This is a genomic window from Streptomyces sp. NPDC039480, from assembly GCF_055597165.1.
This window is the reverse complement of the sequence record NZ_JBVITX010000011.1, coordinates 196604-220104: the sequence shown is the minus strand read 5'-3', so window position 1 is coordinate 220104 and position 23501 is coordinate 196604. Positions and strand designations below refer to the sequence as shown.

Sequence of the window (23501 nt, the reverse complement as noted above, 5' to 3'; positions counted from 1 at the left end):
GCCGTGCCCGACGGTCGGTCAGCCGTAGAGGTGCTCCAGCCAGTCCCGCCACGCCAGTTCGGTGCGCTTGGCGTCCGCGTGTACGCCGAAGTCGTGGACGGTGACGCCGACCCGGGCGCCGAAGCGGTTGCGGCCGAAGAAGCGGTGCAGCGTCTCGTCCGCGCGCAGGCCGATGAAGTGCGGGCTGCGGAAGTCGATCACCGCGTCCAGTTCCCCGCATGGGGCCTGGACGCGGACGCGGGCGCCGTCCATCGCGTCGTCGGGCAGGCCGAGGGCGCGGGCGAGCCTGCCGAAGGCGTCCGGGGCGCTGGACGCGGGCGGGCCGCTGACGGCGGAGAAGGTGACCGGGCGGCCCTCGAAGTACGCCATGTACTGGCCAAGGGTGTGCAGGTGGAAGTCGGTCCGCTGCACCATGGCGTCGTACCGCGCGTCCCGGTCGCCGGTGAAGACGCCGCTGTGCACGTGACGCAGCCAGGAGCGGCGCCCGCCGTCACGCGGCTCGATGAGATGGTCGAGCTCGTCGAGGGTCTGGCCCGGCACACGGTCCGGGTCCTCGACGCGGGCGGTGAGGCGGCGGGGCGGGTCCCAGCGGGTGACGGTGCCACCGGAGGGGGCGGCACCGCCCTCACGCGGCTCATACTCCACCGGCCAGAGCCATCCCCCGGCCCCAGTGGTAAGAGCAGCCCAAAGCCGCTCCGGTCCCCCCTCGACCTCCATCTCCCGAACAATCTCGAACGCCATGCGGGTGGGGGGCGCGTCGGGGGCATCGGGGGCACGGGTGGCTTCGGCGGCACGGCCGGCTCCGGCTGCACGGGCGGCCACGGCGGCACGGGTGGCTCCAGCAGCACGGGGGGCACCGGCAGCACTGGCAGCGTCGGTGCCACCTGCTGCTTCGGCAGCCTCGGCGCCACCGGTGGCTCCGGTAGCCTCGGCGGCACGAGCGGCACGAGCGGCTTCGGCAGCACCAGCAGCACCAGCCGCACCAGCCGCACCAGCCGCCTCGGCGGCCCCGACAGCACCGGCGACTCCCGCAGCCTCGGCGGCACGGGCGGCTTCGGCTGCTTCGGCAGGTCCGGTGGCTCCGGTGGCTCCGGTGCCATGGGCGGCAGCGGTGGCACGGGTGGCTTCGGCGGCCCCGGCAGCACCGGCGGCACGGACGGCTTCGGCTGCTTCGGCGGCACCGGTGGCTCCAGCTGCTTCGGCGGCACCGGTGGCTCCAGCTGCTTCAGCGGCACGGGCAGCCTCCGCGGCACCGGCAGCGTCGGCGGCCTCGGCGGCAGGGGCGGCACGAGCGGCTTCGGCTGCCCCGGCGGCTTCGGCTGCCCCGGCGGCTCCGGTCGCTCCGGCAGCCTCAGCGGCACCGGCTGCTTCGGTGGAACGGGCAGCCCCGGCGGCGTCGGCAGCCCCGGCGGCACCGGCGGCTCCGGTGGCACCGGTGGCACCGGTGGCTCCGGCAGCCTCGGCGGCGTCGGTAGACCCCCCGCTGTCGGGTCGGCCGCGGTCGGAGCGGCGGCCTCTGCCGAGGGGCGGTCTGCGTCTGCGCGGCCTATGACGGTTCGGCCTGTCGTCGTCGCTCATGCGGGCCCCGCGAGGGTCCGTCGGGGCAGCCCCGCCCGGCCCGTCGGCGTTCCCGTCGGCGGGTCCCCGGTCGCGGTGACGCCCCGCATGGTCCCACCGTCCCGCCGACACCTCGCACTGTCCAGGCGGGTGGAGCCGTCGCCGGGGCGGCGCCAAGAAACTACGCCTTGCTCGGTACGAAGCCGTACGCGAACCGGTACCGGGCCACCGCCGAGTCGTCCCGTACGCCGGGGAACTCTTGCACCCGCCGCCACGCCGGCGTGGGCGAGCCGACCCCGTCGCCGGCCGAGGCGAGCGCGTCGATGTGGGCCTGCTCGCTCTCCCACTCCGCGTAGTTGACGACCCGCCTGCCGTCGGTGCTGACGTGGAAGTGCGCGGCGTACAGCCCGAAACCGTCGGCGTCGGCCGGTCCGCTGTCCAGGGCCTCGACCACCCCGTCCACCCAGGCGCGCTGCCGTTCGGCGTCGGGGCCCTCGAAGTCGACCTGCACGATCACGATCGCCCCGGGCTCGCGCCCCTCGCGCCCGCGCCCGTCGGTCCAACTCCGGTACAGCCGCGTCTTGTTCAGGTCGAGCCGCTCGATGCCCGGGACAGCCGCGTCGATGTCGGCGTTCCTGGCGTCCCTGCCGTTCCCCGCGCTCGCGAAGAAGTCCTGGTAGGCCTCCTCGTCGCGCCACTGCGAGTGGTGCAGGACCGTCGAGCCGTCGGAGCCGGCGTACACCGTGTACGAGAGGAGGCCCTCGTGCGGCCATGGGCGGGTCTCCCAGGCCTTGGCGATGGCGTCGAGGGTGGCCCGCTGCCGCTCGGGCGAGCCGGTGCTCCACGTACTGATGAAGGTGAGTCCCCCGTCGCGGCGGGTGGGGTCGGGGAGGGTTCCGGTGCTGAGGGCGGAGGGGGTGGAGGGGGTGGAGGAGGTCGTGGGCATGGTCGGCCGTCCGTATCGGTCGAGGTGGGTGTCGATGTCCCCGCTGGGCCTGGCCCTGCGGGGGCAAGGGCAACGCTCCTACCTCAACCGAACTTGAAGTCAAGCCCCGCGGTGCTCGCGTACCGACACCTCCGCGAGCGCCGGCCGCTTCGCCTCCCGCCCGTCCCCCGACGACCGCCCCCGCACCCGCCGCCACAGCCAGGGCCCCATGAACCCCGCGAACCAACGCGCCTCCGCCGTCACCGCCCCGAGCACGGACACCGGGGCCAGCGGCGGCAGCGGGGTCAGCCAGCTCTCGTGCCCGGTGACGCCGAGCACGTCCGCCATCCCCGCGGCGATCCGGGCGTGGCCGAGCGGGCTGGCGTGCAGGCGGTCCCTGCTCCACAGCCGCGGATCGGTGGTGATGCGGTACGGAAACGTGTCGAACACGAGCACACCGTGGCGGTCGGCGGCCGCGCGGATCCGGGCGTTCAGCTCCAGGACGCGGGGCAGCGCGCGCCGTGCGAGCGGCGAGACCCGCGCGATGTCCGGGAAGGTCACCGTGGCCACCCGCGCGCCCGCCGCGGTGAGTTCGGTGAACATCTCCTCGATGTCGGCGGCGACGCGCGCGGCGTCGAAGTCCGGCCGCACCAGGTCGTTCATGCCCGCCATGACGGTCACCAGATCCGGCTTCAGCGCGAGGGCCGGAGCCAGCTGCTCCGCCTTGATCCGCGCCGTCCGGCGGCCGCGCACGGCGAGGTTGGCGTACATGAGGTCGGGGTTCCGCGCGGCGAGGAGCTCGGCGAGCCGGTCGGCCCAGCCGCGGTAGCCGTGCTCCTCGTCGCCGTCCCCGAGCCCCTCCGTCTGGCTGTCGCCGATCGCGACGTAGCGCGCGTACGGCTGGTGCTGCGTCGTGGCCATGCGCCGAGCTTCCTCCGGGCGCCGGGCCCCGTCAACGCGGGCTCCCCGGCGCCCCGGTGGCGGCTGCGGGCAGTGGGCCGCGGGAGGTGGCTACAGAAGGTGGCCGCCGCCGTCGACGAGGAGCACCTCGCCGGTGATGTACGAGGAGTCGGCCAGGTCGACCACCGCCCCAGCGATGTCCTCGGGCCGGCCGACGCGGCCCAGCGGCAGCCGTGCCGCCACCGCCTCCATGGACGCCTCGATGCCCTCGACGCCGTCGAACCACGGGGTGTCGATCATGCCGGGCGCCACCGCGTTGACGCGCACGGCCGGGCCGAGCGTCTTGGCGAGCAGCTTGGTCATGTGGTTCACGGCAGCCTTGCTGACCGCGTACGGGATGGAGCTGCCGTTCGGACGCACACCCGCCTGCGAGGAGATGTTGACGATGCTGCCCGCGCCGCTCGCCCGCAGATGCGGGACGGCCGCGGTGATGGTCTGCCACACGCCGATGACGTTGACGTCGTACAGCTCGCGCCACACGTCGGGGCTCGCGGCCGCGAGGTCGTCGTGGTCGATGAACCGGGTGGTCCCCGCGCAGTTGACCAGGATGTCCAGGCGGCCGTACGTGTCGACGGCCGCCTGGACGAGCCGTGCGGCGTCGGCCTCGTCGGCGACGTTCGCCCGCACGTAGACGGCGTCGGGCAGTTCGGCCGCCAGCTTCTCGCCCGCCTCCGCCGAGCGGGCGGAGTTGACGACCACGCGGACGCCGGTGGCGGCGAGGCGGCGGGCGACGGCGGCCCCGATGCCGGACGAGGAGCCCGTCACCAGGGCGACGCGCCGCTCGCCCCGCCCCGCTCCGCCACCGGCGGCGTTGTCTGTGGTGTTGCTGGTGTTACTGGTGCTGCCTTCGGTGGTGCTGGTGCTGGTGTTGCCTTCGGTGGTGCTGTCGTTCATCGTGCCTCAAGCCTCTGTGTCGTCCGGCCTGTCGGCGCCCGCGCCGATCATGCCAGACGGCCGTCGGCGTCAGCCCGGCCAGCGGCCCGTCACACGCCGCACCCCGATCGCGCCGCCGCGGTCCACCGCGGCCCTGACCACGGCGAAGATCGCACCCTGGAGCGCGGCCGCGACGAGGATCTCGCCCCAGTCGCGTTCCTCGTCATGTGCGTCCGGCGCGTCGTCCTCGCCCGCCACCGCCTTCCAGGTGCGCTGGAACAGCGCGCCCGCGAGCGCGCCGCCGGCCATGCCGAAGGCCAGGCCGAGCGGCTTGTAGAGGACCTGGATCTTGCTCATGACCGGCCCGCCCCCTTGCGGCGGCGCAGCATCACGTAGGCGAGCAGGAGACCCGCCCCGGCCGCGGCGAACGCCCCCGGGCGGCGGCGCCCGCTGGTCACGAGGCCGTTCGCGACGGCCCGTACGGGTTCGGGCGTGCCGTCCTGCACCCGGCGGGCGGCCTCGGCCACCTTCTCCTCGGCCTGGACCACGGCGGGGTACTGCTCCGCGCGCGCCTTGCCCTCCAGTACGGCTTCCTTGGCCCGGGCCGCGCCCTCGACCGCCTTGTCCTTGGCGCGTGTCGCGCTCTCGGCCGTCACGGTCTTCGCGTGTCCCGCCTCCTCGGCGGCCTTGCCCTTGGCACGCGCCGCCTGTTCGGTCACCTTGTCCTTCACCTGTGCCGCCGTTCCTTGTACCTGTCCCTTGACCACCGCGGCCCGTTCCCGGGCGCGGGTCTTCACGTCCGCCTTCGCCGCCAGCTCCTCGACGGTCTCGCCCAGATTGCCGCGGGTCTCGTCGATCTGCCGACGCAGTTCGTCCGGCCCCTTCGCGCCCGTGCTGGTGGAGTCCTTCGGGGTGTCCGTCATCGGTGGGCCCTTTCCTTGATCTCGTCGACGTCCGCCTTGACGCTGTCGATCGCCTCCTGCGGCACTGGGGGTACCGCGCGGGCCAGTTGCTTGCGCCCCAGCGCGGCGAGCACCCCGGCCACGGCGAACAGCACGCCGGTGACGATGAGGGTGGCGGCCCACACGGGCATGGCCAGTGAGAGCGCCGCGGCCGCTGTGGCCGCCAGCGCCATGAGTCCGATGTAGGAGATCGCGCCGGCCGCGCCGAGGAGCCCTCCACCGCGGCCCGCGCGCTTGCCCTTCTCGGCCATCTCCTGGCCTGCGAGCCGCATTTCCTGACGTACGAGTTCCGAAAGCTGTGCGGTGGCCCGCTCGACGAGCTCTCCCACCGAGTGCTGCGGGTGATCGCGCGTCGGCTGCTCGCCCATGGTCCCGGTCACGGGGTCCGCCTCCCTTCTGGCTGGGAGTCCCGAGTACCCGGACCGGGCGACGCTATCCATACCGCGGGGTGATCAGCGCCTTTTGTTCAGCACCGGGTGTTCGGCCGGGTGTTCGGTGCTGTGTTCAGCGCCGGGCGAAGAGCGGCGTCCAGCGGTCGACGGCGTCGGCCTTCGACGAGCGGTATCCGCTGAGCGGGACGGTCTTCTTGCTGCCGATGGTGACGAGGACGAGACGGTTGCGGTATTCACTCGTGCCGGGCGCGATGTCCCAGGCGATGAGCCGCTTGTCGTCGGCCCAGGCGAGAAGCTGCTGGCCGGGAACCTTGGCGACGCGCTTGCCGGTGAGAGGGTCGTTGATCTCGCTCGCGGTGGTATTGCCGCTGCCCGCGAAGTCACCGGCGGCGAGCTTTCCGTTCGGGGAGAGCCCGCCGTCGACGAACCAGCGCAGATGCCGCTCCTTCGCGGGGGCGCTCCGCTTGCGGCCCTCGAAGTCGTAGTACTGCTGGTGCGGCGCGGAGGTGAGACCCGTGTAGACGAGGGCGCCGTCATGGCTGAAGGTGAAGTCCTGGCGGGTGTTGATGTCCGCGATGCCGAACCCGCCGGTCTTCGTCTTCACCTCGCTCCAACTGCCTTTCCCGGACGCCACGTCGAGGACGTAGAAGCCGGTCCTGCTCGGGTCGGCGGGCCCCGGCTCCGTGTTCTTGCCGTCGCTCATCGGCCGGTCCTTGTCGAGCCGGTCCGGGTCCTTCGCGTACGTCGTCGCGACGAGCTTCCTGCCGTCGGGCGAGAACTCCACGCCCCCGACGCCGCGCGGGACGGGGATCCAGCGCTCGACCTCACCGGTCAGCAGGTTCAGCAGACCGATCCGGTGGGTCGGCAGGCCGCGCTCCAGGACGGCGGCGGTCCGCATGCCGGGCGCGACGTCGATCCAGGACCATTGGGGCGCCTTGCGGTAGGTGCCGGTCTTCTGGTCGAGGAGCCGGTAGGTGCGGGTGATGACGGCGTCGCCGTCGGGCTGCTTGACGCGTCTGTTCGTGCTGTAGGCGGCCAGCGCGGTGTCGCCCGCGGCGATCAGCTCGCGGGGCGGTGTCTGGCCGGGGTGCGCGAGGACGTCGCCGCTCCGCAGCTCGCTGGCCGGGCGCGGGCCGTCGTCCGCGGAGTCCTGGCCGAGGCCCGGTACGGCCACCGCCACGACGGTGGCCGTCACCACCGCGAGGGAGGCGCCCACCATCGTCCGGGTCTTGCGCCGCCTGCGTACGGCCAGCACCCGGTCGGCGAAGTCTCCCGGCACGGGCGCCCCTCGGTCCGCCTGCTCCCGCAGCGATTCACGGACCAGATCTGCCACCTTCACGGTCGTACCTCCATCGGCGAGAAGTCGGTGGACGCGGTCGTGGGCCGGTCGTCCGGTCCTTCGAGCCGCGCCAGCTCGGGCGCGAGGCCCCGCAGCCGGGCCAGGGAACGGTGTGTCGTGCTGCGCACGGTGCCGACGGAGCAGCCCAGGATGGCGGCCACCTCCGCCTCCGGCAGGTCCTCGAAGTAGCGCAGGACGAGCACGGTCCGCTGCCGCGTGGTGAGCCGGGCGAGCGCCCCGCGCATCACGACGCGCAGCTCCGCCGCGGAGGTGCCGTCGCCGGACGCGGCGCGTTCCGGCGGCTCGGCGACGGCCTGTTCGCGTCGTGGCCACTTCAGCCGCCAGCGGCTGACCTGCTGCCGGTACAGGATCCGCCGGACGTACGCCTCCGGCTCGTCGATCCGCTGCCACCGCCCCGCCGCCTTGACGAGCGCGTTCTGCAGCAGGTCCTCCCCCGCGTGCCGGTCGCCCCCGCTGAGCAGTACGGCGGTCTTCAGCAACGCCGACGATCTCGTCTCCACGAACTCGCGGAAGTTCTCCTGCTCCTGGACATCCATCGTCACCTTCGCTCCCTGGTGGGCCTGTTGCCCTCCCGCATGGATGAGGACGGGTCCGGGGGCCCGCCGCTATGCCTGTGCACGGAAAAAAACACCGAAGCGCCCTCAGGGCCGTCCGAGGACGGCCCTGAGGGCGCTTCGGTGGTGATCAGTCGTGTCAGTTGTGGCTGTGCAGCACGTCGTTCAGGCCGCCCCACACCGCGTTGTTCGGGCGGGCCTCGACGGCGCCGGTGACCGAGTTGCGGCGGAAGAGGATGTTCGAGGCGCCGGAGAGCTCGCGGGCCTTGACGATCTGTCCGTCGGGCAGGGTGACGCGCGTGCCCGCGGTGACGTAGAGACCGGCCTCGACGACGCACTCGTCGCCCAGCGCGATGCCGACGCCGGCCTCGGCACCGATCAGGCAGCGCTCGCCGATGACGATCCGCACGTTGCCGCCGCCGGACAGCGTGCCCATCGTGGAGGCACCGCCGCCGATGTCCGAGCCGTCGCCGACGACGACACCGGCGGAGATGCGCCCCTCGACCATCGAGGTCCCCAAGGTCCCCGCGTTGAAGTTCACGAAGCCCTCGTGCATGACCGTGGTGCCCTCGGCGAGGTGCGCGCCGAGGCGGACCCGGTCGGCGTCGGCGATGCGGACGCCCTTCGGCGTCACGTAGTCCGTCATGCGCGGGAACTTGTCGATGGACGTCACCGCGAGGTGCAGGCCCTCGGCGCGGGCGTTGAGCCGCACCTGCTCGACGTCGTCCACGGCGACCGGGCCGAGCGAGGTCCAGGCGACGTTGGCGAGGAAGGCGAACTGGCCGTCGAGGTTCACGCCGTGCGGCTTGACCAGGCGGTGCGAGAGCAGGTGCAGGCGCAGGTAGACGTCGTGGGCGTCCAGCGGCTTGTCGTCGAGGGACGCGATGACCGTACGTACGGCGATGATCTCCACGCCACGGCGGGCGTCCGGCCCGACGGCCTTCGCGGCGCCCTCACCGAGCAGTTCCACGGCGCGCTCGGCGGTCAGCCGCTCGCTGCCGGCGGGTCCGGGCTCGGCGACGAGCTCGGGGGCGGGGAACCAGGTGTCGAGAACGGTGCCGTCGGCGGCGACGGTGGCGAGGCCTGCGGCGACGGCGCCGGTGGTGCGGGAAGCATTCGTGTCGGTCATGGGTGAAACCTAACCGGAGGCACGGCGCGCGGGCGAACCGGTCTCAGGGTCCGGGCTCGCGGTGGGGCCGCCCGCGGTGACGGCGGCGGACCGCCCGCGGCTCCGGCCCCGGCCCGCCGCGACGACCAGGCACCCCGCGGCCCCCGCGAGCACCGCGCAGACCGGCCACAGCAGCCCCGGCGCGGCGGTGTACAGCGCCCCGCCGAGCGGCGCCGACAGCACGACGCCGCTGACCGAGACGCCCGAGTACAGGCTCTGGAAGCGGCCCTGCACGTGCGGGGGCGCGTGGTCGGCGACGTACGCGGTGGCGGGTGTCTTGTAGAGGATCTCGCCCGCGGTGAGCAGCAGCATCATGGCCACGGCGGTGGCGATGCCGGTGCCGAGGGCGAGCACGGCGTAGCCCGCGCCGACGAGCAGCAGTCCGGCCCCGATGATCCGCAGCGGGGCGCGGTGGCGCAGGGCGAGGGTGACGGGGAGTTCCAGGAGCAGGATGACGCCGCCGTTGATCGCGAGGAGCCAGCCGTAGACGCCGGTGTCCAGGCCGTGCCGGTCGAGGTCGACGGGGAGTGTCGAGTACTGCTGGCGGTAGACGAGGTCGGTGACGAGGATCGCGCCGAGGAGGACGAGGACGGTGGGGCGCTGCCGCAGCGCGGCGAGGACTCCGGTGCCGGGGTCGGCCGCCTTGGCACGCACCGCGCCGTGTGCGGGCAGGACCCGCCAGGCGTAGGCGGCGAAGACGAGGGTGCCGAGCCCGTCGACGACGAAGAGCCAGGTGTACGAGACGTGGGCGATGAGCAGCGCGCCCAGCGGCGGCCCGACGGTGAAGCCCGCGTTGGCCGCGAACCGTGTCACGGCGAAGCCCTGGCGGCGTGCGCCCTCGGGCACGGTGACGGCGACGAGGGCGCCGTTGGCGGCGCGGGCGCAGCCTCCGGCGTACTGGCTCAGCGTCGGCACGACGTACAGCAGGGCGTCCGGCAGGGCGGGCAGCGCGAGCACGCCCACGCCGCTGAGCAGGGAGCCGGCGAGCAGGACGCGTCGGTGGCCGTACCTGTCCCCGAACCAGCCGCCGGTGAAGTTGCCCGCGACCATGCCGGCGCCGCCGATGCCGCTGATCAGCCCGGCCCGGACGACGGAGAGGTCGCGCTCGTCCGTCAGGTAGACGAAGAAGTAGACGAAGGTGAAGGCGACGACCATGTTGAAGAACTGGCCGGCGGCGAGCAGCCACACGGTCCTCGGCACGTCCCGCAGACCACGCGACTTGCCCTTCCCCGGCACGTTCCCGGACGCATTCCCTGACACATCCCCCGACACGTTCCCCGACACCGACACAGCGCCCCCAGCAGTCAGTTCCTTTTGGGAACGGACTATGTCAGCATGAGAACCATGGCGCAACGAACCCGGCTCGACGACGATCACTGCGCCATCGCGCAGGCGCTGGACGTCGTCGGCGACTGGTGGACCCTGCTGATCGTGCGGGACACCGCGCGCGGGGTGCACCGCTTCGACGAGCTCCAGCGCGAACTGGGCGTGTCCCGCAAGGTGCTGACCGAGCGCCTGCGGCTCCTGGTGGAGGCGGACGTGCTCACGCGCGTCCCCTACCAGGACCGCCCGGTGCGCCACGAGTACCGGCTGACGCCGCGTGGCCGCGCACTGCTGCCCGTCCTGGTCGCGCTCCAGGACTGGGGCGACACCTGGGTGATGGGAGAGGGAGAGACGATGGCGACCGCGGCGGAGGCATCACTGGAGGCCCGGCGGGTCCACGAGCTGCTCGGCACCCGGGTGCCGGAGCTCCGGCTCGTCGGCCACGACGGGGAGCCGCGCGACCCGGTGGCCGGCGACACCCCCTGCACGGTCCTGTACTGCTTCCCCGGCGCGTACGCCCGCAAGGACGCCTATCCGCCCGGTTGGGCCGGCATCCCCGGCGCGCGCGGCTGCACCCTGGAGTCCTGCTCCTACCGCGACCAGCTCGCGGAGTTCACGGCGGCGGGGGCGACGGTGCACGGCGTATCGACGCAGCGCCCCGACGAGCAGCGGGCGTTCGCCGAGAAGGAGAACCTGCGCTTCCCGCTCCTGTCGGACGGCGAACTGGCCCTGACGGCGGCCCTGCGCCTGCCGACGTTCCGCGCGGCGGGCGTGAGCCGGATGAAGCGGCTGACACTGGTGGTGGACCGTGACCGGGTGGTGCGGGACGTGCAGTACCCGGTCACGGACATCACGGCGAGCGTGACGGCGGCGCTGCGGACGGCCAGAAGCCTGACGCAGCGCGCTCACTGAGCACGCGGTCGAATAATTCGACTACAAATTCGACACCACTTATGAAGTCGGCCTCATTGCGCATTTCCGCGCGCACGCATGTGGCGCCGCCCGAAGTAGAACATTCCGGCAACTCCACCGGCCGCCCCAACAGCACACAGGACAATCGCCCACTGAGCCATTTCCTGTGTCATCCACAGCAAGCTCACCGCGAGCAATGCCAGAGAGAGCAGAAACCGCTCTCCATTCCCGGGGCGGCGATTTCCCCTCAGTCCCTGCTGGCGGTGCACGAGTACTTGACGCCCTTCATTTTGATGGTCCGCCATCCTGCCATCACCCCTACCGTCTTGTTCATGGGGGCGACATCGGTCCCACCACCACCGCCGCCGTCCTGCTTACGGCAGTAATAGCCGAGGGCATCAAGCTTCTTGAGGTCGCTCATGGCCTGGTACTTCTCGTACGACTTGATCATGGCTGCGCGCTTCTGCGCGGGCGTCGCCTGCTTGGCCTTCGTGTAGGCATAACACCCGACGCTCGCGCCGATCCCCACCCACGATGCCCCCTTGGCCAGCGCCTTGGCAAGGCCTGCCGCCCCACTGCCGATCCCCAGGACGGCACAGATCTCATCCGCACCGAGAGCCTGTCGGTCCACCACGGACGGCGCGGTCGCCGCAATTTCCTCGTGGTGCGTCGAAGCCGCGTACGCCGTACTGCCCGCCGCTCCGGTCAAGGCGCAGGCAATCACGACGGAAATCCCTTTATTACGCATGCTCACGGAGTTGTTCCCCCAACTTGCCGCAATTGCTTGGTCAATGCACCCAGGACGCTACCAGCGCGTACTCCGCGCACGCAATGACCTTGTTTGCAGAGCGGGATTCCTTGACGACACCCCTCCACAAAACCCACAGGGGAAACGGAAAACGCGCGGTCAGTCGCCGGGCGCCACGAGCCGACGGAGCATGCCCCGCGCGTACTCCTCGTCGTACTCGCCCCCCGTGAGCAGCACCTGCAGACTGATCCCGTCCATCAGGGCGACGAGGGCGCGCGCGGTCACCGGGCCGGTGCGCGGTTCCAGGACCTCGGTGAGCCCCTGGCACCACTCGGCGGCCACGGGACGCAGCGCGGGCCTGCGCAGCGCGGCGAGATACAGCTCGTACTCCAGCTCGACCCCGGCCCGCTCCCCCGCGAACCAGTCGCCGAGCAGCCGGGCCAGCTCCGCCGCGACGTCGGCGTCCGGGTCCTCGAAGGCGCCACTTGCGGCCATCACCTTCGCGAACCCCTCGTTGCTCTGCCGCAGCGCGGCGACAAGCAGCTCGTCGAGCGTCTTGAAGTGGTACGTCGTCGAGCCCAGCGGCACATCGGCCTCAGCGGCGACCGAGCGGTGACTGAGCCCGGCGATGCCCTTCTCCCCCACCACACGGATCGCGGCGTCGATGATCCGCTGGCGGCGCTCGGGGTCATAGCGCCGGGGCATCAGTGCGCCCCGCCGAGATTGAGCACGACGACCCCCGCGATCACCAGACCGATGCCCGCGATCTTGACGAGATTGGCCGACTCCCCCAGAAAGATCATCCCGATCGCGGCGACGGCGGCGGTGCCGATACCGGCCCAGATGGCATAGGCGGTACCCACGGACAGCGTCTTGAGGGTCTGCGCGAGCAACGTGAAGGCGAGCAGATACCCCGCGACCGTGATGAGCGACGGCACCAGCCTGCTGAAGCCCTCGCTGTACTTCATGGCCGTGGTCCCGGCCACTTCCGCCGCGATGGCCGCGGCCAGCAGTGCGTATCCCATGCGTACGAGTGTACATATCGATGCGTACGGGCGTACGCAAACACGAAGTCCCCCGGAGGCATCCTCCGGGGGACTTCGCGACAGACTCGGTGCAGACGTCGAACCTCAGACGTTGAACCCCAACGCCCGCAACTGCTCGCGCCCATCGTCCGTGATCTTGTCCGGGCCCCACGGCGGCATCCAGACCCAGTTGATCCGGAGCTCGTTGACGATGCCTTCCGTGGCGGACTTCGCCTGGTCCTCGATGACGTCCGTCAGCGGGCAGGCCGCCGACGTCAGCGTCATGTCGATCGTGGCGATGTTGGCGTCGTCGATGTGCACGCCGTAGATCAGGCCGAGGTTGACGACGTCGATGCCCAGCTCGGGGTCGACGACGTCGTACAGCGCCTCGCGGACCTCTTCCTCCGAAGCGGGCTTCGTCGTGAGTGTCTCGTTCTCGCTCATGCCGTCTTCCTTTCAGCGGCCCCGTCGTTCTCGCCCAGTGCCTGGGCCGTCGCGTCCTTCCACGCCATCCAGCTCAGCAGAGCACACTTGACGCGCGCGGGGTACTTGGAGACACCGGCGAACGCGACCGCGTCCTCCAGGACCTCCTCCATCGCGTCGTCGGGCTCCAGCTTCCCCTTGGACTGCATCAGCTCCAGGAACACCTCCTGGATCTTCTGCGCCTCGGCGAGTTCCTTGCCGACCAGCAGGTCGTTCAGGACGGACGCGCTGGCCTGGCTGATGGAGCAGCCCTGGCCCTCGTACGACACGTCGGCGATCGTCGACCCGTCGTACTTCACGCGCAGCGTGATCTCGTCGCCGCACGTCGGGTTGACGTGGTGCACCTCGGCGTCGCCATCACGCAGACCACGCCCGTGCGGGTGCTTGTAGTGGTCCAGGATGACTTCCTGGTACATCGAATCCAGCTTCACGTCCCGGTCAGCCCCTCAGCCGAAGAAGTTCCGTACGTGCTCCAGGCCGTCGACGAGGGCGTCGATCTCGCCGGGCGTGGAGTACAGATAGAACGACGCTCGCGTGGTCGCAGGAATTCCGTAGCGAAGGCAGACGGGGCGTGCGCAGTGGTGACCCACGCGGACCGCGATGCCCTGCTCGTCGAGCACCTGGCCCACGTCGTGCGGGTGGATGTCACCGAGCGTGAAGGAGATCGCGGCGCCGCGCTCCTCGGCCGTCGTCGGACCGATGATGCGGAGGTCCGGGACGTCCAGGAGGCGCTTGACCGCGTACTCCGTGATCGCGTGCTCGTGCGCGGCGATCTTGTCCATGCCGATGGCCGAGAGGTAGTCCACAGCCGCGCCCAGGCCGACGGCCTGGGAGACCGGGGGCGTGCCCGCCTCGAACTTGTGCGGCGCGGGAGCGTACGTCGACGAGTTCATCGACACGGTCTCGATCATCTCGCCGCCGCCGAGGAACGGCGGGAGGTCCTCGAGGAGCTCCTGCCTTCCCCACAGGACGCCGATGCCGGTCGGACCGCACATCTTGTGACCCGTGAAGGCCACGAAGTCGGCCTGCAGCGCCTGCACGTCCAGCGGCATGTGCGGGGCGGCCTGCGAGGCGTCGATGAGGACGAGCGCGCCGACCTCCTGGGCGCGGCGCACGATCGCCTCGACCGGGTTGTGCGTGCCCAGGATGTTCGAAACCAGCACGAAGGAGACGATCTTCGTCTTCTCCGTGATGATCTCGTCCATGTTGGAGAGGTCGAGCCGGCCGTCGTCCGTGAGACCGAACCACTTCAGCTTCGCGCCGGTGCGCTGCGAGAGCAGCTGCCACGGCACGATGTTGGAGTGGTGCTCCATCTCCGTGATGACGATCTCGGTCTCGTGGTCCACGCGGTAGGGCTCGTCGGCCCAGCCCAGCATGTTAGCCACGAGGTTCAGCGACTCCGAGGCGTTCTTGGTGAAGATCACCTCGTTGCGGCTGGGCGCGTTGATGAACTCCGCGACCTTGTCACGGGCGCCTTCGTAGAGCGCCGTGGCCTCCTCGGCGAGGACGTGCACGCCGCGGTGAACGTTGGCGTTGTGCTGCTCGTAGTACTCGTTCAGTACATCGAGGACCTGGCGCGGCGTCTGCGAGGTCGCCGCGTTGTCCAGGTACACGAGCTTCTTGCCGTCGTGGATCGTGCGATCCAGGATCGGGAAGTCCTTGCGGATCGCCTCGGTGTCGAGGAGGCCGGAAAGCCCCTGGTGGGCCACTGTCACGCGGATGCGCCACCCTTCGTGTATGCCTCGTAGCCCTCGGCCTCGAGCTTGTCGGCGAGCTCGGCGCCGCCGGACTCGGCGATGCGGCCGTTCGCGAAGACGTGCACGAAGTCGGGCTTGATGTAGCGCAGGATGCGCGTGTAGTGCGTGATCAGGAGCGTGCCGACCTCGCCGGTCTCGCGGACGCGGTTCACGCCGTCCGAGACCTGGCGCAGCGCGTCGACGTCCAGACCGGAGTCCGTCTCGTCGAGGATCGCGATCTTCGGCTTCAGAAGCTCCATCTGGAGGATCTCGTGGCGCTTCTTCTCACCGCCGGAGAAGCCCTCGTTCACGTTGCGCTCGGCGAAGGCCGGGTCCATCTGGAGCTGCTCCATCGCGGACTTGACCTCCTTCACCCAGGTGCGCAGCTTGGGGGCCTCGCCGCGGATCGCCGTCGCCGACGTACGCAGGAAGTTGGACACCGAGACGCCGGGGACCTCGACCGGGTACTGCATGGCGAGGAACATGCCGGCGCGGGCGCGCTCGTCGACGGACATCTCGAGGACGTCCTCGCCGTCGAGGGTCACGCTGCCCTGGGTGATCGTGTACTTGGGGTGACCCGCGACCGAGTAGGCGAGCGTCGACTTGCCGGAGCCGTTCGGGCCCATGATGGCGTGGGTCTCGCCCTGCTTCACGGTCAGATCGACGCCCTTGAGGATCTCCTTGGTGGAGTTGTCGGCCTCGACGGTGACGTGCAGGTCCTTGATTTCAAGCGTTGCCATGGGTGCCTCAGGACTCCTGGGAAAGGGAGACGAGCACGTCATCCCCTTCGATCTTTACGGGGTATACGGGGACGGGGCGCGTCGCGGGAAGGCCGGACGGCTTGCCGGTACGGAGGTCGAAGCTGGAGCCGTGCAGCCAGCACTCGATCTGGCAGTCCTCCACCTCTCCCTCGGAGAGGGAGACGTTCGCGTGCGAGCAGATGTCGTGAATCGCGTACACCTCGCCCTCGGTGTGGACGACCGAGACCGGCGTGCCGTCGAGCTCCACCCGCTTCGGGGTGTCCTTCTCCAGCTCGCTCAGTCCGCAGGCGCGTACGAACGTCATGCGACCGTCGCCTCCAGCTCCTCTTCGATCTTCGCGATGAGGCGCTCCTCGACGTCCGGCAGACCGATCTGCTGGACGAGCTCGGCGAAGAAGCCGCGGACGACCAGGCGGCGCGCCTCGTCCTCCGGGATGCCGCGCGACTGGAGGTAGAAGAGCTGCTCGTCGTCGAAGCGGCCGGTCGCCGAGGCGTGGCCCGCGCCGACGATCTCGCCGGTCTCGATCTCGAGGTTCGGCACGGAGTCGACCCGGGCGCCGTCGGTCAGCACGAGGTTGCGGTTCATCTCGTACGTGTCGGTGCCCTCGGCGGCGGCCTCGATGAGGACGTCGCCGATCCACACGGCGTGCGCGTCGTCGCCCTGGAGCGCGCCCTTGTAGACGACGTTCGACTTGCAGTGCGGGGTGTTGTGGTCGACCAGGAGGCGGTGCTCCTGGTGCTGGCCCGCGTCGGTGACGTACAGGCCGAAGAGCTCGGCCTCGCCGCCGGGACCCGCGTAGGTGACACGCGGGTGCAGGCGGACCAGGTCGCCGCCGAAGGTGACGACGACGGACTTGAAGGAGGCGTCGCGGCCGACCAGCGCGTTGTGCTGGGCGACGTGCACCGCCTTGTCGTCCCAGTCCTGGACGGAGACGACGGTGAGCTTGGCGCCGTCGCCGACGACGAAGTCGACGTTGGCGGCGAGGACGGCGTCACCGGTGTGGTCGATGACGACGAGGGCCTCGGCGAACGCGCCCAGCTCGATCACCTGGTGCGCGAAGGCGGTGCCGCCCTCGCCGTGCACGGCGATCCGGATCGGCTCGGTGAGGACCGTCTCCTTGGGGACGGTGACGACCGAGGCCTTCTCGAAGGACGAGTACGCCTGGGCGGCGACGCGGTCGACGGGCTTGCCCGCCTTGCCGACGCGCGCGTCGTCCCGGCCGACGGTCTCCTGGGTGACGCCCTCGGGGGCGCTCACCTCGACGCGGATGCCGCCGCTGGCCGCCGCCGTACCGTCGTGCAGTCCGCGAAGGCGCTCCAGCGGGGTGAACCGCCACTCCTCCTCGCGGCCGTGGGGGACCGGGAAGTCCGCCACGTCGAAGGACGGGGGCGCGCTCATACGGGTGGCGACGGTGGACTCGGCGGCCACCGCGATCGATCCGGCGGTGGTGGAGCCCACCGGGATGTTCTGAGCCTCAGCCATGGCTGTCGTCGTGCTCTCTCTCTGCGTAAAGAAGTCAGTCGCTGCGGGGACGGTGTCCGGTCCTAACCGACCGAACCCTCCATCTGCAGCTCGATCAGCCGGTTCAGCTCCAGGGCGTACTCCATGGGCAGCTCCTTGGCGATCGGCTCGACGAAGCCGCGCACGATCATCGCCATGGCCTCGAACTCCGTCATGCCGCGGCTCATCAGGTAGAAGAGCTGGTCGTCGGAGACCTTGGAGACCGTCGCCTCGTGTCCCATCGACACGTCGTCCTCGCGGACGTCGACGTACGGGTAGGTGTCGGAGCGGGAGATCGTGTCGACGAGCAGCGCGTCGCACAGCACGTTCGACTTCGATCCTGCGGCGCCCTCGCCGATCTCGACGAGGCCGCGGTACGACGTACGACCGCCGCCGCGGGCCACCGACTTGGAGACGATGTTCGACGAGGTGTTCGGCGCCATGTGGACCATCTTGGAGCCGGCGTCCTGGTGCTGGCCCTCGCCCGCGAAGGCGATGGACAGCGTCTCGCCCTTGGCGTGCTCGCCCATGAGGTAGACGGCGGGGTACTTCATCGTGACCTTGGAACCGATGTTGCCGTCGATCCACTCCATGGTCGCGCCCTCGTACGCCACGGCGCGCTTGGTGACCAGGTTGTAGACGTTGTTCGACCAGTTCTGGATCGTCGTGTAGCGGCAGCGGCCGCCCTTCTTCACGATGATCTCGACGACGGCGGAGTGCAGCGAGTCCGACTTGTAGATCGGCGCGGTGCAGCCCTCGACGTAGTGGACGTAGGCGTCCTCGTCCACGATGATCAGGGTCCGCTCGAACTGGCCCATGTTCTCCGTGTTGATGCGGAAGTAGGCCTGGAGCGGGATGTCGACGTGCACGCCCTTGGGGACGTAGATGAACGAGCCACCGGACCACACTGCGGTGTTCAGCGACGCGAACTTGTTGTCACCGACGGGGATGACCGTTCCGAAGTACTCCTTGAAGAGCTCCGGGTGCTCCTTCAGCGCCGTGTCGGTGTCCAGGAAGATGACGCCCTGCTCCTCCAGGTCCTCACGGATCTGGTGGTAGACGACCTCGGACTCGTACTGGGCCGCGACACCGGAGACGAGGCGCTGCTTCTCCGCCTCGGGGATGCCGAGCTTGTCGTACGTGTTCTTGATGTCCTCGGGCAGATCCTCCCAGGACTCCGCCTGCTTCTCCGTGGAGCGCACGAAGTACTTGATGTTGTCGAAGTCGATGCCGGAGAGGTCCGAGCCCCAGCTCGGCATGGGCTTCTTGTCGAAGAGGCGCAGGCCCTTGAGGCGGAGCTTGGTCATCCACTCCGGCTCGTTCTTCTTCGCGGAGATGTCGCGGACGACGTCCTCGTTGATGCCGCGCTTGGCAGAGGCACCGGCGACGTCGGAGTCGGCCCAGCCGTATTCGTAGTTGCCCAGACCCTCGAGTTCGGGGTGGGCAGTCTCCGTGGGGAGCGTCATGCGGGGTTCCTCCCGGCCGTGCGTGCTGATGCTGGTGTGGTGGTCTGTGTGGTGGTACTGCCGCCGCTGCCGCTGCGCGGGATGAACGTCGTGCAGACGCCGTCTCCGTGGGCGATGGTGGCGAGGCGCTGCACATGCGTGCCGAGCAGCGTGGAGAACATTTCCGTCTCCGCCTCGCACAGCTGCGGAAACTGTTCGGCGACGTGGGCGACCGGGCAGTGGTGCTGGCAGAGCTGCTCGCCGACCGGTGCGCTGCGCGCCGTAGCAGCGTACCCGTCGGCGGTCAACGCCTTCGCGAGAGCCTCGGTGCGCTGTTCGGGCGGCGCGGCGTCCATCGCCTTCTTGTACGTCTCGGCCTGGGCGGCGATCCGCGCCCGGGCGAAGTCGACGACGGCGCCCTCGCCGTGGCGCTCGGTGATCCACCGGAGCGCGTCGGCGGCCAGCTTGTCGTACGACTGGTCGAAGGCGTCGCGTCCGCAGTCGGTCAGGGCGAACACCTTGGCGGGCCGGCCGCGGGTCCGTGCGCCGTAGACCCGCTGCTCACGGGGCTCCACGACGTTCTCGTGCGCGAGGGCGTCCAGGTGCCTGCGGACGGCTGCCTGGGTGAGGCCGAGGCGCTTCGCGAGATCGGTGACGGTGGACGGGCCGTGGTCCAGGATGGAGCGCGCGACCCGGTTGCGGGTGGACCGCTCTCCGGTCGCGAGTTCCTCCTGCGGAGCCTCGCCAACGTTTTTCACAACGCCATTGTTGCGTAATTCCTCAGAGCCTGACAACCCACGTCGTGATCACCGCGCGGTGCGCTGCATCACTTAGGTAAACCTAAGCTGACCTGCGGAAACGATCATCGGCACCCCTGCCGACCGCGCCCCGGCCGCCCGGCCCCTCTGGTCCGTCCCTAGACTGGCTCACCATGCGAAACGAGCCCGTCCTCCAGATCGAGCGTCTGGTCAAGCGGTACGGAACCAAGACCGCGGTCGACGGTCTCGACCTCACCGCCGGGGCGGGCATCACCGCCGTCCTCGGCCCCAACGGCGCGGGCAAGACCACCACGATCGAGACCTGCGAGGGCTATCGGAAGCCGGATTCCGGCACCGTCCGCGTCCTCGGCCTCGACCCGGTCCGCCAGGCCGACGCGCTGCGGCCCCGGACAGGCGTGATGCTCCAGTCCGGCGGCGTCTACTCCGGCGCCCGCGCCGACGAGATGCTCCGCCACGTGGCGAAGTTGCACGCGCACCCGCTGGATGTGAACGCGCTCATCGAACGCCTCGGCCTCGGCAGCTGCGGCCGCACCACCTACCGGCGCCTCTCCGGCGGCCAGCAGCAGCGCCTCGCGCTCGCCATGGCCGTGGTCGGCAGGCCGGAGCTCGTCTTCCTCGACGAGCCCACCGCCGGCCTGGACCCGCAGGCGCGCCGGGCGACCTGGGAACTCGTCCGCGACCTGCGCCGCGACGGCGTCTCCGTCATCCTCACCACGCACCACATGGACGAGGCCGAGGAGCTCTCCGACGACGTCGCGATCGTCGACGCGGGCAAGGTCATCGCCCAGGGCAGCCCCGACGAGCTGTGCCGCGGCGGCGCCGAGAACACCCTGCGCTTCACCGGCCGCCCCGGCCTCGACGTCGCCTCGCTGCTCAAGGCGCTCCCGCCGGACTCCGCCGCCGCCGAACTCACCCCCGGCTCCTACCGCGTCAGCGGCACGGTCGACCCCCAGCTGCTCGCCACCGTCACCTCCTGGTGCGCCCAGCACGGCGTCATGCCGGACAAGATCTCCGTCGAACGCCACACTCTGGAAGACGTCTTCCTGGAGCTGACCGGTAAGGAGCTGCGCGGATGAGCGCCGCCGGAACGTACACGCCCAAGCCCGGCGCCGCCCCCCTCCCCCGCATGATCGCGGCGCAGGCGGCCCTGGAGACGAAGATGCTGCTGCGCAACGGCGAGCAGCTGCTCCTCACCGTCGTCATCCCGACCCTCCTGCTCGTCCTCTTCAGCGCGGTCGACATCGTCGACACCGGCGACGGCGAGGCCGTGGACTTCCTCGCGCCCGGCATCCTCGCGCTCGCCGTGATGTCGACGGCCTTCACCGGCCAGGCCATCGCGACCGGCTTCGAGCGGCGCTACGGCGTGCTCAAGCGGCTCGGCGCCTCGCCGCTCCCCCGCTGGGGCCTGATGGCGGCCAAGACGCTCTCCGTGCTGGTCACGGAGGTGCTGCAGATCGTGCTGCTCACGGTCATCGCCTTCGCGCTCGGCTGGTCGCCGCACGGCAACCCCGTCTCCGTCCTGCTCCTCCTGGTGCTCGGCACGGCCGCCTTCTCCGGGCTCGGCCTGCTGATGGCGGGCACGCTCAAGGCCGAGGCGACACTCGCCGCCGCGAACCTCGTCTTCCTGCTCCTGCTCCTGGGCGGCGGTGTGATCGTCCCGCTCGACAAGTTCCCCGCCGCGGCCCAGACGGTGCTCGGCCTGCTGCCCATCTCGGCGCTCTCGGACGGGCTCCGCGACGTCCTGCAGCACGGCGCGGGCATGCCGTGGGCGGACCTCGGGATCCTCGCGGTGTGGGCGGTGCTCGGGCTCGGCGCGGCGGCGAAGTTCTTCCGCTGGGAGTAGCGGGCGGCAGGGGCGTGAAGAGCGGCCAGGGGCGTAACCGGCGTCACAGATTTCCCGCATACGTCCCCCTCGTGAAGACATGCACAAGCGGCCCCCTACGATGGTGCGCGTGCCAAACGTGACCCGAGCCGACATCGCTCAAGCCGTGCGGAACCCGCTCGCCTTCATCGCCGAGCGCTGGACCCCCACCCAGCGGACCGTCCAGCAGGCGGCCCTGATCTCCCTCGTCATGACGGTGGTCATCGTGGTGACGGGCGGCGCCGTCCGGCTGACCGGCTCGGGGCTCGGCTGCCCGACCTGGCCCAAGTGCACGGACGACTCGCTGACCGCGACCCATGAGATGGGCTTCCACGGAGTCATCGAGTTCGGCAACCGCATGCTGACGTACGTGCTGTGCGCGGCCGTCGGCTGGGCGATCATCGCGGCCCGCTCCCAGAAGCCCATGCGGCGCAGCCTCACCCTGCTCGGCTGGACCCAGTTCTGGCTGGTCATGGGCAACGCCGTGCTCGGCGGCATCGTGGTCCTGGTCGGTCTGAACCCGTGGACGGTCGCGGCGCACTTCCTGCTCTCCTCCGCCCTGATCGCGGTCGCCATCACGATGTGGCAGCGGACCCGCGAGGGCGACGGCGAGCCGCGTCCGCTGGTCGGCAAGGCCGTGGTGCAGCTGGTGTGGTCCCTGGTCGCGGCCTCCGCGGTGCTGATCGCGGTGGGCACGGTCGTGACGGGCTCCGGGCCGCACGCGGGCGACTCCAGCGACGTCCCGCGGATGGGCTTCGACTGGGAGGCCGTCAGCAAGCTGCACGCGGTCCTCGCCTGGATCGTGGTCACGCTGACGTTCGCCCTGTGGTTCGTCCTGAAGGCGGTCGACGCGCCGGCCGGACCGCTGGCCCGCACCCGCCAGCTGTTCCTGATCCTCCTCGCGCAGGGCGCGATCGGATACGTCCAGTACTTCACGGACCTGCCGGAGCTCCTCGTCGGCCTGCACATGCTCGGCTCGTGCCTGGTGTGGATCGCCGTGGTGCGGGTGCTGCTCTCGCTGCGGGAGCGGCCGCTCACGACGGCCGACGTGCCGGCACAGGCGGACGACTCACGGCTCTCGGCCGTCTGAGAGTCCGTACACCCGCCGGGCGTTGCCCGCGGCGATCAGCCCGGCCACGCGCTGCGCGTCGGTGAGCGACCAGGCGCCCTCGGCGACCCAGGTGCCGAGCACCCGTCCGAGGGCCTCCCTGAACAGGTGTGCCCCGACGACGTGCAGCTCGGGCAGCCCGTGCGCGCCGCTGGAGAACAGCAGCTTCCCGAAGGGCGCGAGCTCCAGGATCTCGGCGAGCACGGCCGCCGCACGCGCCCCGGTCCGTACGAGCGCGGGGCCGAGGTCGGCGTACACGTGCGGGAAGACGGCCGCGAGATGCGCGGCGCTGCGGTGGTACGGATAGCCGTGCAGCAGCACCAGGTCGGTGCCGAGGCCCGCGGTGGCGCGCGCGAACTCCCCGACGTACGTCTGCGGGTCCCCGGCGCCCGCGTGCAGCTGCAGCGGCCGCCCGGAGGCCACCGCGATCCACAGCAGGTGCCGCAGCAGCACGGGATCGGTGAGCGCCCCGCCCACCTGCCGCCCCGCCAGCCAGCGCCCCACCGCGCCCCGCACCTCGCCGGGCCCCGGCGGCTCCGCGGCGAGCGCCAGCGGATGCCGTACGCCCGCGACCGAGGTGAAGGCGACCGCTCCGACGGCGGCGGCGTGCACGGACTCGGCGAGGTTGGCGAGGAACGAGTCGGGGGTGCCCGAGGTGTCGGCGACCTGCTCGGCCAGTAACTCCAGGCGGACGATCTCGTGGGCCGCCGCGTCGCCGGTGGAGGCCATCTCGCCGGGCCCCGTCAGATCCCCGGGCAGCCCCGTGTCGACGAGGTAGGTGGTGATGCCGCTGCCCCGGAGCAGGCGCCGGCCCGTTTCCAGTACGCCCAGTTCGCGGCGGCGGGCGAGATAGCGGGCCGGCGGGCAGTGCGGCTCCAGGCCGAGCAGCGGCGGACACCAGCGGCGCACCGCGAAGCCGGTCTGGGTGTCGAAGAAGGTGGTGCCGGGGGCGGGCGGCCCCTCGCCCCGGCCGAGGTGGGCCTCGAAGGTGCCGAGACCCAGCTCCGTACGGAGGACGCCATGGCAGTACTGGTCCACCAGGGACGGCGTTTCGATCATCCGGGCTCCC

At 71.0% G+C, this 23501-nt stretch carries 27 protein-coding genes; 4 read left to right on the top strand and 23 right to left on the bottom strand.

The genetic code is table 11. From position 1 onward, the window contains the following. Nucleotides 1-18 precede the first annotated feature (18 nt). From ACZ56E_RS30855 to ACZ56E_RS30805, 11 genes are all read right to left on the bottom strand, one after another. Nucleotides 19-645 (bottom strand): SRPBCC family protein, encoded by a 627-nt coding sequence (locus tag ACZ56E_RS30855; protein ID WP_471219140.1) that lies wholly within the window; start codon nt 643-645, stop codon nt 19-21. Nucleotides 646-1738: 1093 nt separating this feature from the next. Next, entirely contained in the window at nt 1739-2503 is a 765-nt protein-coding gene (locus ACZ56E_RS30850; RefSeq protein WP_471219138.1) for an antibiotic biosynthesis monooxygenase, read from the bottom strand. Nucleotides 2504-2602: 99 nt separating this feature from the next. Further along, the gene (locus ACZ56E_RS30845; protein ID WP_471219136.1) at nt 2603-3403 is read right to left on the bottom strand and encodes an SGNH/GDSL hydrolase family protein; all 801 of its coding nucleotides are present in this window, start codon (nt 3401-3403) and stop codon (nt 2603-2605) included. Between the two features lie 90 nt (nt 3404-3493). Then, the gene (locus tag ACZ56E_RS30840; RefSeq protein WP_471219133.1) at nt 3494-4336 is read right to left on the bottom strand and encodes an SDR family NAD(P)-dependent oxidoreductase; all 843 of its coding nucleotides are present in this window, start codon (nt 4334-4336) and stop codon (nt 3494-3496) included. 69 nt (nt 4337-4405) lie between these two features. Further along, nucleotides 4406-4672, bottom strand: coding sequence for a DUF4235 domain-containing protein (locus ACZ56E_RS30835; RefSeq protein ID WP_468609554.1), 267 nt, complete (start codon nt 4670-4672; stop codon nt 4406-4408). Continuing rightward, nucleotides 4669-5238, bottom strand: a complete 570-nt coding sequence (locus tag ACZ56E_RS30830; RefSeq protein ID WP_471219131.1) for a DUF3618 domain-containing protein — start codon at nt 5236-5238, stop codon at nt 4669-4671. The genes ACZ56E_RS30835 and ACZ56E_RS30830 overlap by 4 nt, the downstream gene beginning before the upstream one ends. Further along, nucleotides 5235-5657, bottom strand: coding sequence for a phage holin family protein (locus tag ACZ56E_RS30825; protein ID WP_468609558.1), 423 nt, complete (start codon nt 5655-5657; stop codon nt 5235-5237). Before ACZ56E_RS30825 ends, ACZ56E_RS30830 begins: the two co-directional genes overlap by 4 nt. Before the next feature lie 124 nt (nt 5658-5781). Beyond that, on the bottom strand, nt 5782-7008 hold the full coding sequence (locus tag ACZ56E_RS30820; protein WP_471219128.1) for a YncE family protein: 1227 nt from the start codon (nt 7006-7008) through the stop codon (nt 5782-5784). After that, nucleotides 7005-7565, bottom strand: coding sequence for a SigE family RNA polymerase sigma factor (locus tag ACZ56E_RS30815; RefSeq protein WP_471219350.1), 561 nt, complete (start codon nt 7563-7565; stop codon nt 7005-7007). The genes ACZ56E_RS30820 and ACZ56E_RS30815 overlap by 4 nt, the downstream gene beginning before the upstream one ends. 157 nt (nt 7566-7722) lie before the next feature. Further along, complete coding sequence (dapD, locus tag ACZ56E_RS30810) at nt 7723-8712, bottom strand: 2,3,4,5-tetrahydropyridine-2,6-dicarboxylate N-succinyltransferase (protein WP_471219126.1); 990 nt, start codon at nt 8710-8712, stop codon at nt 7723-7725. 9 nt (nt 8713-8721) lie between these two features. Continuing rightward, on the bottom strand, nt 8722-9960 hold the full coding sequence (locus tag ACZ56E_RS30805) for an MFS transporter (RefSeq protein ID WP_471219349.1): 1239 nt from the start codon (nt 9958-9960) through the stop codon (nt 8722-8724). A gap of 135 nt (nt 9961-10095) precedes the next feature. Here ACZ56E_RS30805 and ACZ56E_RS30800 point away from each other — a divergent pair, with 135 nt between their 5' ends. Then, nucleotides 10096-10986, top strand: coding sequence for a winged helix-turn-helix transcriptional regulator (locus ACZ56E_RS30800; RefSeq protein WP_471219124.1), 891 nt, complete (start codon nt 10096-10098; stop codon nt 10984-10986). Between the two features lie 247 nt (nt 10987-11233). On the opposite strand, the gene ACZ56E_RS30795 is transcribed toward ACZ56E_RS30800, so the two are convergent. The 11 genes from ACZ56E_RS30795 to ACZ56E_RS30745 form a co-directional block, all read right to left on the bottom strand. Next, nucleotides 11234-11734: a hypothetical protein gene (locus tag ACZ56E_RS30795; RefSeq protein ID WP_471219346.1), complete on the bottom strand. Its 501-nt coding sequence runs from the start codon at nt 11732-11734 to the stop codon at nt 11234-11236. A 159-nt stretch (nt 11735-11893) separates the two neighbouring features. Continuing rightward, nucleotides 11894-12439 (bottom strand): TetR/AcrR family transcriptional regulator, encoded by a 546-nt coding sequence (locus ACZ56E_RS30790; protein ID WP_471219122.1) that lies wholly within the window; start codon nt 12437-12439, stop codon nt 11894-11896. Next, nucleotides 12439-12759 (bottom strand): DMT family transporter, encoded by a 321-nt coding sequence (locus ACZ56E_RS30785; RefSeq protein ID WP_398307553.1) that lies wholly within the window; start codon nt 12757-12759, stop codon nt 12439-12441. Before ACZ56E_RS30785 ends, ACZ56E_RS30790 begins: the two co-directional genes overlap by 1 nt. Before the next feature lie 105 nt (nt 12760-12864). Continuing rightward, nucleotides 12865-13203: a metal-sulfur cluster assembly factor gene (locus tag ACZ56E_RS30780; protein ID WP_030358830.1), complete on the bottom strand. Its 339-nt coding sequence runs from the start codon at nt 13201-13203 to the stop codon at nt 12865-12867. Then, complete coding sequence (gene sufU / locus ACZ56E_RS30775; protein ID WP_468609570.1) at nt 13200-13673, bottom strand: Fe-S cluster assembly sulfur transfer protein SufU; 474 nt, start codon at nt 13671-13673, stop codon at nt 13200-13202. The genes ACZ56E_RS30780 and sufU overlap by 4 nt, the downstream gene beginning before the upstream one ends. A gap of 15 nt (nt 13674-13688) precedes the next feature. Continuing rightward, nucleotides 13689-14957 carry a cysteine desulfurase gene (locus tag ACZ56E_RS30770; protein WP_471219119.1) on the bottom strand — a complete coding sequence of 423 codons (1269 nt, stop codon included), beginning with the start codon at nt 14955-14957 and terminating at the stop codon, nt 13689-13691. After that, entirely contained in the window at nt 14954-15718 is a 765-nt protein-coding gene (gene sufC / locus ACZ56E_RS30765) for a Fe-S cluster assembly ATPase SufC (protein ID WP_362995453.1), read from the bottom strand. The genes ACZ56E_RS30770 and sufC overlap by 4 nt, the downstream gene beginning before the upstream one ends. A gap of 7 nt (nt 15719-15725) precedes the next feature. Beyond that, on the bottom strand, nt 15726-16043 hold the full coding sequence (locus tag ACZ56E_RS30760; RefSeq protein WP_468609574.1) for a bifunctional 3-phenylpropionate/cinnamic acid dioxygenase ferredoxin subunit: 318 nt from the start codon (nt 16041-16043) through the stop codon (nt 15726-15728). Next, nucleotides 16040-17221, bottom strand: coding sequence for a Fe-S cluster assembly protein SufD (gene sufD / locus ACZ56E_RS30755; protein ID WP_471219115.1), 1182 nt, complete (start codon nt 17219-17221; stop codon nt 16040-16042). Before sufD ends, ACZ56E_RS30760 begins: the two co-directional genes overlap by 4 nt. Nucleotides 17222-17283: 62 nt before the next feature. Further along, the gene (gene sufB, locus ACZ56E_RS30750) at nt 17284-18705 is read right to left on the bottom strand and encodes a Fe-S cluster assembly protein SufB (RefSeq protein WP_471219113.1); all 1422 of its coding nucleotides are present in this window, start codon (nt 18703-18705) and stop codon (nt 17284-17286) included. Further along, nucleotides 18702-19442 (bottom strand): helix-turn-helix transcriptional regulator, encoded by a 741-nt coding sequence (locus ACZ56E_RS30745; RefSeq protein ID WP_471219111.1) that lies wholly within the window; start codon nt 19440-19442, stop codon nt 18702-18704. Before ACZ56E_RS30745 ends, sufB begins: the two co-directional genes overlap by 4 nt. A gap of 173 nt (nt 19443-19615) precedes the next feature. On the opposite strand from ACZ56E_RS30745, the gene ACZ56E_RS30740 reads away from it, so the two are divergent. The 3 genes from ACZ56E_RS30740 (at nt 19616) to ACZ56E_RS30730 (ending at nt 22414) form a co-directional block, all read left to right on the top strand. Further along, nucleotides 19616-20539 (top strand): ABC transporter ATP-binding protein, encoded by a 924-nt coding sequence (locus ACZ56E_RS30740; protein WP_468609580.1) that lies wholly within the window; start codon nt 19616-19618, stop codon nt 20537-20539. Next, entirely contained in the window at nt 20536-21306 is a 771-nt protein-coding gene (locus ACZ56E_RS30735; RefSeq protein ID WP_471219109.1) for an ABC transporter permease, read from the top strand. The genes ACZ56E_RS30740 and ACZ56E_RS30735 overlap by 4 nt, the downstream gene beginning before the upstream one ends. A 79-nt stretch (nt 21307-21385) precedes the next feature. After that, nucleotides 21386-22414, top strand: a complete 1029-nt coding sequence (locus tag ACZ56E_RS30730; RefSeq protein ID WP_471219107.1) for a COX15/CtaA family protein — start codon at nt 21386-21388, stop codon at nt 22412-22414. On the opposite strand, the gene ACZ56E_RS30725 is transcribed toward ACZ56E_RS30730, so the two are convergent. Further along, nucleotides 22394-23491 carry an amidohydrolase family protein gene (locus ACZ56E_RS30725; RefSeq protein ID WP_471219104.1) on the bottom strand — a complete coding sequence of 366 codons (1098 nt, stop codon included), beginning with the start codon at nt 23489-23491 and terminating at the stop codon, nt 22394-22396. The two genes, ACZ56E_RS30730 and ACZ56E_RS30725, sit on opposite strands and share 21 nt — an antisense overlap. Between the last annotated feature and the right edge of the window lie 10 nt (nt 23492-23501).

Bases quoted from the DNA above. Each gene is read 5' to 3' on its own strand.
- ACZ56E_RS30830 (WP_471219131.1), bottom strand. From the start codon at position 5,238: ATGACGGACACCCCGAAGGACTCCACCAGCACGGGCGCGAAGGGGCCG.
- ACZ56E_RS30835 (WP_468609554.1), bottom strand. From the start codon at position 4,672: ATGAGCAAGATCCAGGTCCTCTACAAGCCGCTCGGCCTGGCCTTCGGC.
- dapD (WP_471219126.1), bottom strand. From the start codon at position 8,712: ATGACCGACACGAATGCTTCCCGCACCACCGGCGCCGTCGCCGCAGGC.
- sufD (WP_471219115.1), bottom strand. From the start codon at position 17,221: ATGGCTGAGGCTCAGAACATCCCGGTGGGCTCCACCACCGCCGGATCG.
- ACZ56E_RS30795 (WP_471219346.1), bottom strand. From the start codon at position 11,734: ATGCGTAATAAAGGGATTTCCGTCGTGATTGCCTGCGCCTTGACCGGA.
- sufC (WP_362995453.1), bottom strand. From the start codon at position 15,718: ATGGCAACGCTTGAAATCAAGGACCTGCACGTCACCGTCGAGGCCGAC.
- ACZ56E_RS30740 (WP_468609580.1), top strand. From the start codon at position 19,616: ATGCGAAACGAGCCCGTCCTCCAGATCGAGCGTCTGGTCAAGCGGTAC.
- ACZ56E_RS30725 (WP_471219104.1), bottom strand. From the start codon at position 23,491: ATGATCGAAACGCCGTCCCTGGTGGACCAGTACTGCCATGGCGTCCTC.
- ACZ56E_RS30800 (WP_471219124.1), top strand. From the start codon at position 10,096: ATGGCGCAACGAACCCGGCTCGACGACGATCACTGCGCCATCGCGCAG.
- ACZ56E_RS30845 (WP_471219136.1), bottom strand. From the start codon at position 3,403: ATGGCCACGACGCAGCACCAGCCGTACGCGCGCTACGTCGCGATCGGC.
- ACZ56E_RS30735 (WP_471219109.1), top strand. From the start codon at position 20,536: ATGAGCGCCGCCGGAACGTACACGCCCAAGCCCGGCGCCGCCCCCCTC.
- ACZ56E_RS30840 (WP_471219133.1), bottom strand. From the start codon at position 4,336: ATGAACGACAGCACCACCGAAGGCAACACCAGCACCAGCACCACCGAA.
- ACZ56E_RS30780 (WP_030358830.1), bottom strand. From the start codon at position 13,203: ATGAGCGAGAACGAGACACTCACGACGAAGCCCGCTTCGGAGGAAGAG.
- sufB (WP_471219113.1), bottom strand. From the start codon at position 18,705: ATGACGCTCCCCACGGAGACTGCCCACCCCGAACTCGAGGGTCTGGGC.
- ACZ56E_RS30785 (WP_398307553.1), bottom strand. From the start codon at position 12,759: ATGGGATACGCACTGCTGGCCGCGGCCATCGCGGCGGAAGTGGCCGGG.
- ACZ56E_RS30760 (WP_468609574.1), bottom strand. From the start codon at position 16,043: ATGACGTTCGTACGCGCCTGCGGACTGAGCGAGCTGGAGAAGGACACC.
- ACZ56E_RS30790 (WP_471219122.1), bottom strand. From the start codon at position 12,439: ATGCCCCGGCGCTATGACCCCGAGCGCCGCCAGCGGATCATCGACGCC.
- ACZ56E_RS30730 (WP_471219107.1), top strand. From the start codon at position 21,386: ATGCACAAGCGGCCCCCTACGATGGTGCGCGTGCCAAACGTGACCCGA.
- ACZ56E_RS30815 (WP_471219350.1), bottom strand. From the start codon at position 7,565: ATGGATGTCCAGGAGCAGGAGAACTTCCGCGAGTTCGTGGAGACGAGA.
- ACZ56E_RS30850 (WP_471219138.1), bottom strand. From the start codon at position 2,503: ATGCCCACGACCTCCTCCACCCCCTCCACCCCCTCCGCCCTCAGCACC.